The sequence below is a fragment of the Flavobacterium davisii genome, from assembly GCF_019565505.1.
GTDB classification, from domain to species: Bacteria; Bacteroidota; Bacteroidia; order Flavobacteriales; family Flavobacteriaceae; genus Flavobacterium; species Flavobacterium davisii.
On the sequence record NZ_CP067378.1, the window covers coordinates 977,039 to 994,740 of the forward strand.

Here is a 17,702-nt window from a genome sequence, read left to right on the forward strand (position 1 = left end):
AGTTTTTTGTTAATTCGCGTTGGGTTTAATTCTTTTTAGGGAGAAGGCAATGGTGAAGAGTGAAGGGTGAAGAGTGGAGAGGCAATAGGCAATAGGCAATAGGCAATAGGCAAGAGGCAAGAGTGAAAGGTGAAGAGTGAAGAGGCAATAGGCAATAGGCAATAGGCAATAGGCAATGGTGAAGGGTGAAGGGTGATTTATTTACTATAAAAATTTATTCGGTGATCTTCCTCAAAAAATCATTTTTTAATGGTTATGGGACCGCTTGGGGTCTTGTTTCAAATTTTAAAAATTACTTGTTTTTTTTGGCTACTTCTTTTTTTCTTTTATTTTTTAAAAAGAGGCTTTATGATATCTCCATTTTTCAAAAAACTGGCTCTCTCATTTTGTTAATTTATTAGATGCTATTTTTAAATAAAAGGATTTATTTAAACTATTCATACAAAAACATAATTTAAAAGCTATTTATTTACATACTTTACAAAAAGAGGATATAAGTAAAATTTACCTCGTATTGAACGATTTGTTTCGCTAAATTAGTCGTTTTCAAAACCCAATACAAAATGAATATTAAGATAACTGGTACAGGAAGCTATATCCCTACTGAAATTGTAAGCAATCTGGATTTTGCTAAACATGTTTTTTTAAATGACGATGGCACGCCTTTTCCTCTACCTAACGAAACCATTGCAGAAAAATTTCATGACATTACTGGAATTGAAGAACGCAGGTACGTTACAAATAATTTATTAACTTCTGACATTGGCACCATAGCGGCTAAACGGGCTATAGAAGATGCTACTATAGATCCCGAGACGTTGGATTATATTATATTTGCTCATAATTTTGGCAATGTAAAAGAGGGTGCAATACAAACTGATATTTTGCCTAGTTTGGCAACTCGTGTAAAACATAATTTACGTATTAAAAATCCTAAATGTGTAGCTTATGACATGCTTTTTGGTTGTCCTGGCTGGATAGAAGGTGTCATTCAAGCAAAAGCATTTATTCAAGCAGGAATGGCCAAAAAATGTTTGGTTATTGGGGCTGAAACTTTATCGCGCGTTGTTGATTTACATGATCGGGATAGCATGATTTATTCGGATGGTGCTGGTGCTACCATTATTGAATCATCAAAAGATGAGGGGGGTATTTTAGCGCATGAATCGGCAAGCTTTACTTACGATGAGGCGTATTATTTATTTTTTGGCAATTCTTTTAATAAAGAGCACGATCCGAATGTTCGTTACATTAAAATGCACGGACGAAAAATTTATGAATTTGCCTTAAACAATGTGCCAAAGGCCATGAAAGAATGTTTGGATAAAAGTGGTCTAGCTATTAATGAGGTAAAGAAAATATTAATTCATCAAGCTAATGAAAAAATGGATGAAGCGATCATTCATCGTTTTTATAAATTATACAAACAAACGCCTCCGGTAGACATTATGCCTATGAGTATTCATAAATTAGGTAATTCTAGCGTCGCAACTGTCCCTACCCTATTTAATCTAATTATTAAAGGAGCAATCAAAAATCAAGAGATTAATAAGGGTGATGTCATTATTTTTGCATCGGTAGGCGCTGGAATGAACATTAATGCTATCGTATATAAGTATTAATTCATTTTGGGCTTGGATTATCCGCTAAAATTTTATTCCGAATAAAAAAGCTTGGCTTCTAAAAAATACTTTTTTTTGTAGTCATTTAAACCCTAATTCGCATTAGACCCGAGCGTAGCGAATAGACGAAGTAAATCTATTCCACTTTATTTTTCTTCTAATTCAGGCATGTACTCTAATTTTATTGATCAAGATAATGGGCTATTTCATCTTCTAAAATTTTTCGTGAGCACTTGAATTTATTGATTTTTTTTGTTTTACAACGAAGTCTAATGCGGAATTCTATCTAACTTAATTTAAGGAATTGATAAAGAAGTAGTTTCGATTCCGTATTTTTTAATCATTTTTTTAATTTGTATCGTTTTTTTATTCTTCATTTCTTGAATATATTCGTCTGTATTTATTGGTATATAATGTTGTTTTTTGACTATCATATTCCAAATTATAACTGCTATTTTTCTTGCTGTTGCTGTAATTGCAGCACCTCTTCCTTTTTAAAAGAAATCCTTTTAAAGAACATAACGAGGTAACCTTCTTTTTTTCTTTCAATTGTATTTGCCGCATTTCTTAATGTCAATGCAAATTTATTTTTCCCTTTTGGAGTTCTGCTACTCAAAACCTTACCTCCACTAATTTTATTATTTGGAGCTAACCTGAGCCAATTCACAAATTGCTTGGAGGTCTTGAATTTATATATATCGGTGCCTATTTCGGCTAAAAAACTAGTAACGGTTCCTGAGCAAACTGATTCTATAGCAAAGAGATCTACTCCAAAAAGTTTTAAACTATATTTCTGTACATCAAATTTGGGTTGGTTTTTCCCTTTATTCTGTTTCTTTACCAATTCGATATCTTCTGATAAAACAATTTCTCTGGTTTGATTTTTCAGCACTTGATCAATACGAGTATCGGTGTTTTTTATTTTATCTTGAATAAGTCTGTAAATATCATAACAATCGGAAAGCTCATGTAGGTATTCATTGTTTATTTTACCTTGTAAAGCGTCGGCTATTTCTTCTTTGCTTTTTTTAACTCGTTTGTCGCAATATTCGGCTAATTTTTCACCTGAAGTTTCACCTGATAGTATCATCTCAATTACTCTTATTCCAGAAACTCCTGTGATGTCACTTATCACAACGTCGAGTCTGAAGTTCATTAAACGTAATGCTTTTTGCATTTTGTTTACAAAGCCTGAACTTTGTTCAATCAAACTAGAACGATGTCTATGAAGTGTTCTTATCTGCAAAGTGGTTTCAGAGGGCAAAAAAGAACCTCGTAATAACCCTAAAGAATGAAGTTTCTGTATCCATTGTGCATCTTTCACATCTGTCTTTGCTTTGAGGTTTTTTGTTTGAGTCCCTTGAACCAAAAGAACTTCAAAACCATTTCCCTGCAAGATCATAAACAAAGATTGCCAATAACTCCCTGTGGACTCCAAAGCAACACTACGAATCTTGTTCTCTTGAAGATAAGCTACCAAAGCGCATAATCCTGATTGATAAACATTAAATTCTCTGATTTGATTTTCATCCTGTCCTATGGCTACAAAATGAGAACGTGACCCAACATCAATTCCTGCAGCATTGGGATTTACAATTTGCATTTTTTCGAAACTTTTCATAAAATATCTTTTTATTAAAATGCGAGGAAATGTAATATCTTTGCTTAAATTATTCTATACGAGATAACATGGTGTTTCATCATTGATTGTCTCAAAGGGCTTCCAAATGGAAGCCTTTTTACATTTCAGCCAAAATCTGGGAGGGGATAAATTCACCATTTTATACATAGGCTTCGCTCGCAAGTACAAGTTAGCTCTCATTTGTCAAAGAACAATACTTTCTTGAAATCTGGGTTAAGGATATTATCAATTGGGTTGCCTTTTTTGTATTATTGTTTTAATCTAATAATTACACTGTAGACTTTTCCTGCTATTAAACCAGCTTCTGCTACAGGTTTTGAATTGAGAGCTAATTTTATGGTTTGTCGTATGTTTTTATCGGAATTCTTAACATCTAACACGATTAATTCATTATCCGAATTCACTGTAAAAAGCACATAAGCGGTGCTTTCCTTTTCTACTTCAATATCTTTTAATGCGTTTTTTGTTACTTCTATTATCACTTTTGTCGCTCTTGGCAAATCTTCATCTACTTTACTTGATTTCGCCATTATTAATTCCGAACTTAATAAAATCGAAACAATTACTAATACATTGATTAATTTTTTCATGATTTCTTTTTCTATTTGTTTATAAGACAAAATTAGGAGAACAAATCACACAAAAAACAGATTTACAAAAACTTAACCTATATTTAATGCCTTCATTTCTTGATATGTAGCAGACCCAATAGGTTTTCTTTTTTGAAATATTGATCATTAAACCCAGATTACGTATTAGAAAAAATAAATTTTACAGCTTATTGAAATATGGGGGCCACAAATGGCCCTGTTGCGTTACCGTGACTATCTACGTTATATATTTGTCCGTTTCCGCCTATAATCACCGTATTACTCCCTCCTGGTCAGGAAAATGAAAAGTATAATGAGGTGTTTTTTCATACTTTTTTAGGAATCTAGTTATTTAATATACTACTCTTCTAAAAAACCTTTAAATAGAGTTTTATCTTCTTTAAGTAATTGATACAACTTAGAAGTATTTAAAGCATTGAATTGCCCTCTTGTTTTCTCAAATATGCTTTTGAAATTTTTATCATCATTTATCAAAATTTGATTAGACAGATCAGAAATGAATTTTGTTTTTAATTTCTCAAATGCATAAAAAAACTCAGTTATCGGATTAGGTAATTCATTTGTATTAGTTTTTGTAAGAAATATATTTTTTGTGCAATCTTTATATTTTAGAATTGAGTAGTTCTTATGATTATAATTTATAGTCAATCTTGAATCTAAACAAATAGAATCAATTGAATTTGTTTTTATAGAAGTAATTAATTGCTTTTTTCCATCATTCTCTAATTTATCTAATTTTTCAATATTAATTGACTTCCAAAGAAAAGAGGATATGATAGTTTTATTTTTCAAAAGCCCCCTCCCATTATAAGAACATGTGTTGTCTTTTGCCATCGTGAAGAATTCAGAGTCATTATTATCGAATTGTTTAGTTTTAAAATATAGCTTATTAACATCTAATATATTTTTCTTTCCTCTAGTAATAGAAATTAAATTGTCTGTTTTCATATCATTTGATTTTGTACCATCAATTAATTGAAATATTTTACAAGACTTAAATATCCATAGAATTTCATTAATGTTAATCTGATTTCCTAATCTGTATATATACCATTGATTGTTTTTTTTAATACAAGACAAATTGGTAGGCATAGTAAAATCAATATTTTCATATTTAAAGATATAGTTAACATAACACATTTCATTACCATCGTACTCATATGAAAATTTATGAAGTAATGTTATAAAATTAGAATCATAATTCAATTTTTTTGTAGCATCAAAGTGTTTTTGTTTTTTGGGTTTATATTCAGTTTTATCAAGAAAAAGACTTTTCAAAGAAATACTATCTGTGGCAAAAAAGTAAGATTGAACCAATTCTTCAGGACTAGAAATAATTGATTTAGGACTACTTAATGGCTTTTTTAAAATATTATTAGATGAATCATAGATAAGAAAATCTACAGGATATTCTTCATCATATTCAATTACTCCTTGAGCAGTAATGAAATTTGAGAATAAAATTAGACAAAGTAATATAGATTTATTTTTTAAAAACATATAATTTGTGAATTATGAAAATTAATACTATTAACAATAAAGAAAAATAAAAATAGAGTGTAAAATAACAGCTCCTAGAGATATATTTTAAGTATCCTGAATCATCCAAAAAAACATTATCATTAATTTTATTTCTTAAAAGAATAATTTTATTTTGATTAAATAAATTAACACGGTATCTTTTTGAAAATAAAAAATTTCTTTTTCTCCCCCTTTTTGGATGTTAAATAAAGGCAAAATTTAAATGTCTCTGGTGTAGTTTTCCCTTCATCAATATTATATCTAACTGAATCGACGTTTAAGGTGTCTACTACTAAATATTTAGATGGAACAGAAATTGCTTTAATATCATCAAATGGATGCATAAAAGAATTACTAGCTATCTTAACTAAAATAATTATTACTGAAATAATAACATTTAAAATGATCAAGATTTTTAAAGTTTTATTAAGTTTCATTACCAAGGTTTAAAATTATATTCATATTTATCAAATGTGTGTGACCATGATAGTGCTCCCAATGAAATGTCTGCTACTGGAACACAACTTAAAACAATTCCATTATCTATTAAAGGACAAGAAATTTGAGAATTCTTAAAATCAACTTTTAATAATTCTACCTTAGCAGTAGATTTTCCAGAAATTTCTACTTCAAAATTTGGGATTTTAAAAACTGCTTTTGGATTTAAACCAATTGCAGTGTCTAATTCTATAGTAGAAGGATCTAAGTACTTCCATATTATTTTAGTATCATTAGAAGATTCAACCCATGTTACTGCTTCCCGTGTAACACCTAACTTTCCTCCAGCATTTGCCTCTATAAACCAATAGATCCCTAATGCCAATTCTATATCTTTACCCCATAACTTTGTTTTTAATTCAGGAGTTGCAAGTCCGAGTACTGGTTTTTCTATTTTACCTTTAACCCCAATATTTAATGTTACTTCATTTTTTATTTCCGTATAATATAATCGATTTTTTTCACTTTCTTTGTTTTTTCTCTCATTCAAATAGTCCACTGAAAATAAAAAACTTAATGGGTCATTTGAATTATTGTAACTTGTCAAGCTAGTATATATTGGTACATTTATATATCTTTTTAATTTATCTATATAGTCTTTAACTTTGTCAATTTTATCAAAATTAAACGCAAATTTATCACTCGTAGTTGCACCATTAACCCATCTAACTTTTACTTCACTCCCATACAATACAGGATAGCCTGCTTTACATTTTACTGTTACATTCTTATCATTAAAAATTTTCTGTGTAAAATCATTTTTTCCAAATCCATCACGCCAAAGTTGGTAATTTAACCACCATTCTATACTCTCATAAGGTATTTCCTCTGAATTTAAATTTGGTGAAATTTCACTGATAAATCTTGCTCTTCTATTCGTTACACCTATATTTTTTACAAAATATAAAGTTTGACCATTAACTGCATAGCGATCAGAATTTTCTAAATCAATTACTTTTATTTTATCTAATTTAAAAGTTTTAGGTATAAGAATTATATCATTAAGAACAAATGGATCAGTATCTGTTTGAGCAGTCGATTTCATTTTATATTTTAATGTATTATCTAAACTGAAATCAACACTAATTTGATCTTTTGATTGAATTTTTTTCTTATATTCTCCAAATGCCCCCTCATATTTATCTTTTGCATTCCCATTTTGACTTTTATAACTAATTTCATAATTAATATCAACTTCTTTAGGAAAATCAATTAATTTAAACTTTTCATCTGTTATGGATGATCTATTGTATGGTATTTTAATCACTTCTCCATTGGAGTATTTCTTATTATTATACAATATTGAATACTTCTTATCCTCATTATTCTTTGAATTATCTGTTTTTGGGCTTTCATTGGTATTAACTCCTGTAGATGAATTCTCTACCACTGGATTATTACCATTTGAATCACTATTCGAATTATTTATATTTTCTGAATTATTATCAGATTGCTCATTTCCAGTTGAGTTTTCTTGTTGCTGACCAACTGTGATTTGACTATTAGTTCCAGATGAATTATTGGTGTCAGAATTTATAATTTCAGTCGAAGTTGATTCAGATCCAAACACCTCTACAATCAAAGGATCCTCCACCACCACATTCGGAGCCTCTGGATTATACGTGGTTTCCACCACACCTTTTATCAATTGGTAATTGGTATTAACCGTAATGTTATTAAACGCAACCGCAATTTTAGTATCGGCAAGATAAGGTACTATAATATAGCCTTTGCCAGTGTATGGATTATTACCAGTCAATTCCAATATTTTTACAGGAAAATCTCCAGCTGTAAACGTTTCTGAAACGATAAGGTTGGTTATAGGGGTTTGGTTGGCTATAGCAATAGTAGGATTCAATCCGCAGGTAAAACTCGTGGTAGCAGTACCCGCTGCAGGCATGCTAAACTGGTTAATCCCCGAATAGGTAAACGTGGCGGTATTGCCCAAAACGACTGGCTCGCAACTGCCTCCCACACGAAATTCATAGCTCACACCAGCTTCTAAATCTGAAAGAGTGGTCTGGGTGTTCATAGTGTACACCTCAAACCATTCGGCTCCCGCTACGTTCGACTTGCGGTATTGCACATGGTATTTAGTGTGACTTTTATCGCCTAACCAACTCACGCGAACACTACGAGCACTTACGGCTTCACTTAATATAAAGGTAGGAGCAGGACAATGACTGGCATACGTAAAATGGTAAATCTCACTATATCCCTCGTTTTTAAACACATTATTAAGCGACAATCCCGAGGTTGACATAGCACGCACACGCCATGCATAGCGTTTGCCCGGCAATAAGTTGGGTTTACTCACATCATACAACAAGGCTGTACTACGCAGTTCCTCTTCATACAATAAGGGACTGGTTAAAAAACCTATTTGTGGATCTATGGTGGGATCCAATATTTCTTTCAGTTCAAACTGATACGAGACATTGGTAGCATTTATTTGTCGAGGGGTCCAAGTAAATAAAATATTCGGAAAATCGCTTACCGCAATACTTTCATTTCTAGAGGGCGTATTGAGTAACGGAGGATCATTGAGCATCAAATACAATTGCGCACAACTTTTTTGCGAAATTTTCTGATTAGTTAAAAAATCATATAACTCAAAACAAACAGTATACAAGCCCTCGGGCAACGCATTAGCATATTGCGAAGGACTCATGCCTTCTAGGTTTTCCAATCGGAATAAGGGTGCCAACTCTAGGTTAGTCAACGTTAGCAATTCACCACCATTTATATATATCGGGTTCATGCCTACCACCACCTCCGAACTCTGCGCCTGAATCCCATTGCCTTGCACATACATTTTAAGTCGCACCTGACGATTGTTGATCCCAATATCAGTGGTATTAACCAATAAGCGCATTCTAACATCCATACTGTTAGCATAGTCTGACAATCGACTGCTATAAGGCACATGAAACACCGGTGTCATCTGTACCGGATACACCTGCGACATACCCAACAATGAGGTGAAAAGTAGGAGTGATGCGAGTAAAACAAGTCGTTTTAGCATAAATGACTAATCAGCTTTCAAAGATACAGTTTTGGGCGTTCCCTTGTTGCATACCTGTTTGTTGTTAAAGACAACGATTTCTAAGCAACAAGGGCGGGCTATTCGCTGTATCTGCTGCTTTTCAAGACAGCAGGATGCCGCTACTATCCCTAACGCTCAACGCAAGAAGACACTTTTTAACTTACAAACAGCTTAGCTTTCTTTTTCTAAGCATCAATATTGCTTCCGTTCTATCCTTCACTACCATTCCTTATAAGGAACACTTTTTTCTAAAAGTGTTGCGGAAGTAGCAGGGCAATGTTCCATGGTCTTTAATTTGGATCCATCCGTCTTTATTAGGCACTCTAACTGTGGCAGGACTTATATCTACTGCCTTTGTTCCATCGTTTAATGCAACACCTTTTGGTGTTTCAATAACTGGAACTGTTGTTATAACAAGGAAATTTACCAACCAAAAAAATCATTATCTATTTCAATCTCACTAATAACTTTTTTAACATCCATTTTTAAAACTTCCTCTTTTGTCGCTCTTTGATTTGTTTTAGTAATTAATGAACATATATATATATTTTGTCCTTTATAATCCTCCCACGTATAATAATAATTATTTTCATCATATTGAGGATTAGATTTAATTTTGTTTAATGCACATTCTATTAAATCCAATAAAGATTTTTTTGTAAAACTTTCAACAAATGCTTTTTGCTCTATAAAAAAACTCAAAAACTCTTCTGTAGTTATAAAAATTTCTGGAACATCTTCAAATAAATAATTTCTTATTCTTGTCTCTTTTTGCTTTATCCAAAATTCAACCATATTTGTATATAAACTATCTATTTCATTAATCTCTCCGCTGATTACTTTCGTGATATCTTCTATATATGAAATATTAGACTTATAAAATTTAATCAATTCATTTAGATCATTTAAAGTGTTTATAGAAATTTCTATTTCTTTATAATATTTTTTAAAAAAATGTACGGAATTATTTTATTTCTGTTATCTAAAATAAAACCTAAATTATAATTTATATTCGGATTCATATTTTTTTAATTAATTTTTGGAAAACTAGAGTTAATACGTATTTTATAATCATTTAAATCTCCATTCAGATACATTTTTATCTCAAAAGTATTTTCAAAATTCAATCTAGAATATGTGTTATCACTATTTATATTGGTAGTTGAATCAATTTTACTTCTAACATATGCTGTTTCTTCGGCAATTCTATCTAAATCCCATATTCTTGGGAACATAGAACTTCTACCACCAATTAATTTTCCAGTATTATCAATATTTTTACCATCAACACCACTTTTCGGGAAAAAATTTCCTGAGTTTTCAGGTATTTCAACTTCGATTTTAGCTGTATATGGCATATTATCATTACTATAATCTCTAATATCCGAAATTCTATATTTACCTTTTGTAGCTGGGTTTGTTGCTGTACCAATTGATACAATAATTGGAGAATTACTATTTGATGGATTTGGCAATCCAGCATTCCCATATAATGGTGGATTTAAAATAACTTCATCAATTTCTTTATGATATCCTTTCACTAATATTTTATAACCATAAGTTTTATTCTCAATACTTAATTCACCGGGAACATGTTTCATAGTAACATATCTAGATGGAATTAAAGATTCAAGAAACTTAATATCTTTTCTAGACTCCAATCTATATTTAACACTATTCCAAACATCAACTAACTCCCCATTATTAGCATTTAATTTTTCAAGAGTTGTAGCTGGAGCATTTCCAAAATCAGATTCAAATTTAGTTTTAGTTGTTAAATTAAAGGCATTGTATTTACTCAACACTTTAGAATATGGAGTTATTTTTGCTATAAAAGTATTAGTCAAATTCGAGTTTAATATTTTTAAAAAATATTCTCCTAAGTTATTTTTCACTAGTACTAAGTCGTCTAGTTTTGCTAAATTATTTTCTATATGTGCAATCCCATTTATTTTAGCTACTTCAACTGCTTGTGCAGTACTTGGTAGCCATTTAACATTACCATTTAATGCTAAGACCCCATTTACCACAGTAAACGAACCAATATTAGAAACATTACTACCATTTTTTACAACAACTCCTAAAGTTTCATTAAGAGTCAAAGTCAAAGTAGATTCTGTAGGTTTAATTGAAGCTGCACAATTTATTCTAAACTCTAAAAGAAGTTGCAAAGTTTTTTTATATTCTGGAGCTGTTGTACATTTTTTAAAATTGATTAAAAAATCATCAAATTTATCTATGAATTTTACTTGATCTACAGTTGATAATTCTCTAAACTTTATATGAGCATTATCTAATACTAATTTTAGATTTTTAATTTTTACTACATTATTTACCTTCGTAACAGTAAAATCAAAAACATTCCTAAATCCCCTATAAGCGTCATATAAATAAAGTAAATTATACAATCCATAAATTGATTTCCAAGTTTCTGAATATTCTTGTCCAAAATTTTCTATAACAGTGTCTTCAAAAACATTCATTCCTATATTTACTGCATGAAAAGTAGTGTTTACAGTTATAGCAAATGCACTTGTTCCTATTATAGATGGTGCTCTTCCGATTGCAAAAACACTTAGTACATTAGCAAGTAATTTTTTACGTGCTGTAACATCACCAACTTCTTGGAAAAGCTCTGCAAAAATGGCTGGGACTGTTATTAGATCATTTTGTTTCAAACCGAAAGCTGGGATGTCCTCTTGAGCTCTAAACACAATCCAATCAAATGGTTCACAAGTAAATTCGTATTTAGTAGGTTCATAATTTAACAGTTCAGATAATTCTAGTTCTATTTTAAAATTTGATGATGAAGACGAGACATCGAAATTTGTTTTTAAACTTGTAAAATATCTATCTTTAAATAACCAAAAAACATTATCCCTAACTGGTTCAGTTCCTTGAAAAACTTCTGGTTTAACAATAGAAACATTTAAAAAATTATCAAACTCAGTTTTTGCATAATTAATATCTGGTACTTCTCCACTTTTATTAAATAATAGACTTATTGCCGAGACGAAATTTGCTTTCGATTCAATATCAATTTCACTCCAAATGTATTTTAGTAAATTATAATTATTTTTCTTTAATGATTGTAAGTATAATTTTTGGGAACTAGCATTTGAATTTAATACGATTGAATTAATTAAATCATTAAAAGCTGTTAAATTATTGCCATCCCAAAAATATACAGAATGGTTATGCATCTCATCAATAAGCTTTCTAAGCAAGTATTCATTATTTTCTAATAATAAATTTGTGAATTGAGGATAGGAATTTAATTCTACACCTCTAATAAGTTTTAAAACAGCTATTTCTCTTATTTCATTTATGTTTTGAGAAACAATTTTTTCTATTATATTTTTAATTTGATCAAAACTTAATTTTTTTATAACACAAAGATTACTTTCATTAATTTTAGTAACTAATTGAATTAAATCATTATTATTGTATAAACTAATTATTTCTTTCTTTTTATCATTTAATTGAGCTATATCTATATTTTTACAGCTTTCTTCATCAAGAACAGTTGATAAATTATTACTATCAGATTCACATTTAACTCTTCCAATAAAATTAATTTTTCCAGTTTCAGTAACCTCATCAACATTAAATCCTTTTTTATCTTTTAGATAAGACCATTTTGCAGTGTATTCTTCATGGTTTCCACATACACCTCGATTCCAGAATAAAGTAATGATTGAATCATCTTTTAGATTATCTACTAAATTGAATCCTGGTAAAACTTCGTTTCCATTTTTGTAGGTATATCTTCCATTCTCAATTATTGCGTTATATGTTTTAGTATTATATTTTACACCATAAACGGCTCCGTTGGGTTGTTGAATACCATTTGTTACATAGGTCGAAGAACCTGAAAATGAAAATGGTTTCCAATCAGGTGTTAAGTGGTAACCAGAAAACTCCCCCTGACTATCCCCCTGAAACCCATAATATTTCAGCGCAGGATTATTAATCTGTGCCCAATCAAGATGTCCTAACTCCGTACCAGAGCCATAATCCATTAAGAAAGGGGTTTTCCCCTTGTCAGCGGCATTAGCAAAAGGATGCTGTAAAGCAAAAACCCCATGCGCCAACTCGTGAGAGGCTGTTTTGAGCCCCCCAACCCCCGAAGGGGGAGTAAAAATGTAACCAAATTGTCCGCCTAACTCCATAAAACCGTCTATCCCTTTATCACTTGGCAGGTTAGAATAAATCAGGTAATACGTTTTAGGATCATAATCAGGCAACGCTTTTATTTTGGCGTTTATGCTTTTTTCCTCATCGGTATAATAATCAAAAACGCCACTTTCGCTAGTGGTTATTTTGTTATCGCCACCACCATCATAAGTCAAGACTGATGCCGTTTTAATGTTAAGCGTTACACCTGCCTTGGTGTACACGTCCTGCATTTGCGAAATTGCTGTACTCGGAATACTATTACTCGAATTTAAGGGGATAAGGGTAACATTAATTGGTTTTTCGCTAATATGTACCAATCTAAAAGCCCCTGCAACCTTATATTTCCCCCTTGTTTAATAACCGCCTGAACTTCTTCTTCGGCATAGGTTTTAGTCCCTTTTAATGTAAGTAGGTAACCATCAGCTGTTTTTTCTTTATCTATCAGTACCCCATGCTGTGTTTTAAAAATAATACTATCCTGTACTATTTTATGATCTGAAATGGCAATTTTAGCTTTTAGCACATCACGCTGACCGTTTACAACAGCCTTGTAGGACAGATAGTCACTACCCACTTTAGCATATTTCTCTTTAATATAACTAGGGGCGGTAGTAGGAGCGGTATCCCAAGCATATTTTGTGCTACTGATAGGTTCAAAACGCACACTAACCCCTTGAGCAGTAAACTGAGATGCTTGTCCATTTGAAGCGACTCCATCAGTATTTTGCGCAGTAGTAGCACCCCCGGAGCTGGCACAAATGGTCCTGTTGCGTTACCTTGACTATCTACATTATATATTTGTCCGTTTCCGCCTGTAATCACCGTATTACTCCCGCCAGGTATGGTTATTTGTTCTCCATTGGCTCCGCCTACAATAATATCGCCATTGGGGTTGGTGGTAATCGTGGTAATTACAAACGGCACGGTTTGAGTCACAATTTGTCCATTATTCCCACCACTTAAATCCTCTACATCACTAATATTAGGCGCTTCAGGATTATACGTGGTTTCTACCACTCCTTTTATCAATTGGTAATTGGTATTAACCGTAATGTTATTAAATGCAACCGCAATTTTAGTATCGGCAAGATAAGGAACTATAATATAGCCTTTGCCATTGTATGGATTATTACCAGTCAATTCCAATATTTTTACAGGAAAATCTCCAGCAGTAAACGTTTCTGAAACGATAAGGTTGGTTATAGGGGTTTGATTGGCTATAGCAATAGTAGGATTCAATCCGCAGGTAAAACTCGTAGTAGCAGTACCTGTAGCAGGCATGCTAAACTGATTAATCCCCGAGTAGGTAAACGTGGCGGTATTGCCCAAAACGGCTGGCTCGCAACTGCCTCCCACACGAAATTCATAGTTCACACCGGCTTCTAAGTCCGAAAGTGTGGTCTGGGTGTTCATGGTGTACACCTCAAACCATTCGGCTCCCGCTACGTTCGACTTGCGGTATTGCACATGGTATTTAGTGTGACTTTTATCGCCTAACCAACTCACGCGAACACTACGGGCACTTACAGCCTCGCTTAATATAAAAGTAGGAGCAGGACAATGACTGGCATACGTAAAATGGTAAATCTCACTATATCCCTCGTTTTTAAACACATTATTAAGCGACAATCCCGAGGTTGACATAGCACGCACCCGCCATGCATAGCGTTTGCCCGGCAATAAGTTGGGTTTACTCACATCATACAACAAGGCTGTACTACGCAGTTCTTCTTCATACAATAAGGGACTGGTTAAAAAACCTATTTGTGGGTCTATGGTAGGATCCAATATTTCTTTCAGTTCAAACTGATACGAGACATTGGTAGCATTTATTTGTCGAGGGGTCCAAGTAAATAAAATATTCGGAAAATCGCTTACCGCAATACTTTCATTTCTAGAAGGCGTATTGAGTAACGGAGGATCGTTGAGCATCAAATACAGTTGAGCACAACTTTTTTGCGAAATTTTCTGATTAGTTAAAAAATCATATAACTCAAAACAAACAGTATACAAGCCCTCGGGCAACGCATTAGCATATTGCGAAGGACTCATGCCTTCTAGGTTTTCCAATCGGAATAAGGGTGCCAACTCTAGGTTAGTCAACGTTAGCAATTCACCACCATTTATATATATCGGGTTCATGCCTACCACCACCTCCGAACTCTGCGCCTGAATCCCGTTGCCTTGCACATACATTTTAAGTCGCACCTGACGATTGTTGATCCCAATATCAGTGGTATTAACCAATAAGCGCATTCTAACATCCATACTGTTAGCATAGTCTGACAATCGACTGCTATAAGGCACATGAAACACCGGTGTCATCTGTACCGGATACACCTGCGACATACCCAACAATGAGGTGAAAAGTAGGAGTGATGCGATAATTTTTTGAACTATTTTCCCCATATTTTTATATTTACTTAACCAAGTGTTTTATACTGTATATTGTATTCTAAATTTCAAGTTTCAAGTTCAAAGTTTCAAATTCTAAACTCTAAATTCTAAATTCTAAACTCTAAATTCTAAACTCTAAATTCTAAACTCTAAATTCTAAAACCTAACCTGATTCTCATTTTTAAATTTATACGTATACTCCGTTGTTTTTTTATTACCGGCAGACGATATTTTAAAGCTACCTCATAAAATCCAAAACGCATAAAAGTATATTCTTTACTTAAAAACTGATACGCTAAACTTGTTGACGTAATAGTCCCATTCACATAATCATTGACCACCTGATCTCTTAAATCCATCCAATCGGATTTATAAAGTAAAGGCAAATTATACTTAAATGGAAAATTTGATTTTAACCATTGCGTATTGGTGTCATTCTCTAAACTTGTCAGATAATAAGTACTTATTGGCAAAGCTTTTGCCGGAGGCAATCCTAGTTCATTCGTGTCACGATTTCGAAGGGTGTAACTGCCTGCTAAAGGGTAGGCTTTATACAAATAAGGAGCCATATCTGTAGTGTAATAGGTGTCATTTAACTTAGAAGTTGCCGTTAATAAAGGGGTTGTTTCACTATACATAGTCCCTTGTAAATCGGTTAAATCAAAAGCTTCTTGGCTATTCAAAGTATTACTCAAATAAATTACATCGGAATAAATCATACCAAAATTATAGTTTTGAGTAGGGGAATGCTCCATTTTTTGCGTAAAAGTTTTGTATTTACTGGTTCCAAAACCATAACTTAAACGTTCAATTTCTCCTTCTTTAGATTGTGATTGTGCTTGGTTTTGAGTAATACTAATGTCATTATCACCTTCCGTTATGCTAGTCGTACTTGTACTAGCTGAGGTAGTGGCAACTGCACCTTTTAAACCACTAATAATAGCAAAACTATATTTTTTATCTTGCTCTATATTAGGTAATGTATAGGAAACCTCATTAGCATTTGTGTCATAGTTAAAAGCCGTAGTCAAACTTGTACCAGAAGGAAGGACTTTCATTTTTACTTGAGTTTCCCAACTAGGATCCTCAAATAAATAATCCTGTCCTCGTTTTAGTTTAATATACCCTTTATCATATTCTTCTTCAAAAAAGTATTTTTGATCGACCACAGGATACGAATATAAAATATTGGTTAACGGAATATAATTAGGCGCACCTCCCGTAGTAAATTCACGTTCTTCTAGTTCTTTAGCCACTTGACCATTTTGCATAACGGTCCTAAAAATTCCATTCTCAAGTTTTTGAAAACTTACTTCAACTTGAACTTTCAAAGGCTTATTAGGAGGTAATATATCAGTTGATATAAAATTGGCTCTATCTTTCATACTAGTCCATTCTATAGTACCAGCAACTTCCTTAGTGCCATCTAAAACCTTAAATTTTTCTAAAATAATTTTATAAGTCTGATCACCATCATCTTCAGGTATCACTATAGGCTCATTAACTTTCATTGCGAAAGTGGCTTGCGGTATAGTGAATACATCGGCTTTTTCTGTCCCTTTTTAGGACTTACGTCGGTTATTAATTTAATACCTCCTAAAGGACTTGCATTTTCAAAGATACATTCCTCTCCTATGGTTAGTTTAAATCGGAAACGTCCTTTTATCAACCCTCCTAAAATATTCATATATCCACCTACATAGCCACGCATCCAAAATGGATTAGGTAATTTAGCTTGCAACAAAACCGCAGCGCCTCCAGATACAATTGGAATTTTCATGTTAATAAACAACAGTTTTACACGTATCCCTAATTCACCTTGTAAATAAGCATAAGACTGCCCGTTGGCATACCAGCCGTTAATCCCTACTTGATCACCCGTGTTGGAACAACGGGCTTCTCCGTAATCTTTCAGCATAATATCAAATCCTATACCTGCTTGAAAACGTGCATAAAACAGCAAGAAACTCAAATCGCCCGTATCAAAATCCAAACTCGCTCCAAAAGCGAAACCACCTCCATTAGCCAACGCATTTTCATCACGCATATAATTGAGAGATTGAGCATCTACTCCTAATATTTGCGCTACTATATCTGGCGGTGGTGGGCTACACGGTAGTTCAGTTCCTGCCATAAAATAACTGGTAGTTTTTAGACTAATTCCAGCAACACCCATCTTCACCCCA

Annotated in this window: 13 protein-coding genes; 1 reads left to right on the forward strand and 12 read right to left on the reverse strand. The window is 32.6% G+C overall.

The features are described 5' to 3' along the window. Positions 1-563: 563 nt before the first annotated feature. Positions 564-1,622, forward strand: coding sequence for a 3-oxoacyl-ACP synthase III family protein (locus tag JJC05_RS04885; protein WP_105196189.1), 1,059 nt, complete (start codon positions 564-566; stop codon positions 1,620-1,622). 296 nt (positions 1,623-1,918) lie between these two features. Here the strand turns inward: JJC05_RS04885 and JJC05_RS04890 are convergent, their stop codons facing one another. The 12 genes from JJC05_RS04890 to JJC05_RS04945 all read right to left on the reverse strand — a co-directional run bounded on the left by JJC05_RS04890 (position 1,919) and on the right by JJC05_RS04945 (position 17,650). Then, the gene (locus tag JJC05_RS04890) at positions 1,919-2,056 is read right to left on the reverse strand and encodes a hypothetical protein (RefSeq protein WP_165764879.1); all 138 of its coding nucleotides are present in this window, start codon (positions 2,054-2,056) and stop codon (positions 1,919-1,921) included. A gap of 17 nt (positions 2,057-2,073) precedes the next feature. Next, positions 2,074-3,243, reverse strand: coding sequence for an IS110 family RNA-guided transposase (locus JJC05_RS04895; protein WP_235878419.1), 1,170 nt, complete (start codon positions 3,241-3,243; stop codon positions 2,074-2,076). A gap of 269 nt (positions 3,244-3,512) precedes the next feature. Beyond that, complete coding sequence (locus JJC05_RS04900) at positions 3,513-3,854, reverse strand: hypothetical protein (protein ID WP_127823686.1); 342 nt, start codon at positions 3,852-3,854, stop codon at positions 3,513-3,515. A gap of 360 nt (positions 3,855-4,214) precedes the next feature. Continuing rightward, entirely contained in the window at positions 4,215-5,375 is a 1,161-nt protein-coding gene (locus tag JJC05_RS04905; protein ID WP_235878421.1) for a hypothetical protein, read from the reverse strand. Positions 5,376-5,832: 457 nt separating this feature from the next. After that, positions 5,833-8,919 carry a fibronectin type III domain-containing protein gene (locus tag JJC05_RS04910; protein ID WP_235878423.1) on the reverse strand — a complete coding sequence of 1,029 codons (3,087 nt, stop codon included), beginning with the start codon at positions 8,917-8,919 and terminating at the stop codon, positions 5,833-5,835. Positions 8,920-9,169: 250 nt separating this feature from the next. Next, entirely contained in the window at positions 9,170-9,370 is a 201-nt protein-coding gene (locus JJC05_RS04915) for a hypothetical protein (protein ID WP_235878424.1), read from the reverse strand. Continuing rightward, positions 9,364-9,831 carry a hypothetical protein gene (locus JJC05_RS04920; RefSeq protein WP_235878426.1) on the reverse strand — a complete coding sequence of 156 codons (468 nt, stop codon included), beginning with the start codon at positions 9,829-9,831 and terminating at the stop codon, positions 9,364-9,366. The genes JJC05_RS04915 and JJC05_RS04920 overlap by 7 nt, the downstream gene beginning before the upstream one ends. 137 nt (positions 9,832-9,968) lie before the next feature. Beyond that, positions 9,969-13,436 carry a hypothetical protein gene (locus JJC05_RS04925; RefSeq protein ID WP_235878428.1) on the reverse strand — a complete coding sequence of 1,156 codons (3,468 nt, stop codon included), beginning with the start codon at positions 13,434-13,436 and terminating at the stop codon, positions 9,969-9,971. Beyond that, entirely contained in the window at positions 13,388-13,693 is a 306-nt protein-coding gene (locus JJC05_RS04930; RefSeq protein WP_235878430.1) for a hypothetical protein, read from the reverse strand. Before JJC05_RS04930 ends, JJC05_RS04925 begins: the two co-directional genes overlap by 49 nt. Beyond that, complete coding sequence (locus JJC05_RS04935; protein ID WP_235878433.1) at positions 13,657-15,528, reverse strand: fibronectin type III domain-containing protein; 1,872 nt, start codon at positions 15,526-15,528, stop codon at positions 13,657-13,659. Before JJC05_RS04935 ends, JJC05_RS04930 begins: the two co-directional genes overlap by 37 nt. 137 nt (positions 15,529-15,665) lie before the next feature. Then, positions 15,666-17,027 (reverse strand): hypothetical protein, encoded by a 1,362-nt coding sequence (locus tag JJC05_RS04940; protein ID WP_235878434.1) that lies wholly within the window; start codon positions 17,025-17,027, stop codon positions 15,666-15,668. After that, entirely contained in the window at positions 17,024-17,650 is a 627-nt protein-coding gene (locus tag JJC05_RS04945) for a hypothetical protein (protein ID WP_235878436.1), read from the reverse strand. The genes JJC05_RS04940 and JJC05_RS04945 overlap by 4 nt, the downstream gene beginning before the upstream one ends. Positions 17,651-17,702 lie beyond the last annotated feature (52 nt).

What these genes read in the sequence shown, in the direction of transcription:
- JJC05_RS04885 (WP_105196189.1), top strand. Translation starts at nt 564, where the DNA reads ATGAATATTAAGATAACTGGTACAGGAAGCTATATCCCTACTGAAATT.
- JJC05_RS04905 (WP_235878421.1), bottom strand. Translation starts at nt 5,375, where the DNA reads ATGTTTTTAAAAAATAAATCTATATTACTTTGTCTAATTTTATTCTCA.
- JJC05_RS04940 (WP_235878434.1), bottom strand. Translation starts at nt 17,027, where the DNA reads ATGAAAGTTAATGAGCCTATAGTGATACCTGAAGATGATGGTGATCAG.
- JJC05_RS04910 (WP_235878423.1), bottom strand. Translation starts at nt 8,919, where the DNA reads ATGCTAAAACGACTTGTTTTACTCGCATCACTCCTACTTTTCACCTCA.
- JJC05_RS04900 (WP_127823686.1), bottom strand. Translation starts at nt 3,854, where the DNA reads ATGAAAAAATTAATCAATGTATTAGTAATTGTTTCGATTTTATTAAGT.
- JJC05_RS04895 (WP_235878419.1), bottom strand. Translation starts at nt 3,243, where the DNA reads ATGAAAAGTTTCGAAAAAATGCAAATTGTAAATCCCAATGCTGCAGGA.
- JJC05_RS04945 (WP_235878436.1), bottom strand. Translation starts at nt 17,650, where the DNA reads ATGGCAGGAACTGAACTACCGTGTAGCCCACCACCGCCAGATATAGTA.
- JJC05_RS04890 (WP_165764879.1), bottom strand. Translation starts at nt 2,056, where the DNA reads ATGATAGTCAAAAAACAACATTATATACCAATAAATACAGACGAATAT.
- JJC05_RS04935 (WP_235878433.1), bottom strand. Translation starts at nt 15,528, where the DNA reads ATGGGGAAAATAGTTCAAAAAATTATCGCATCACTCCTACTTTTCACC.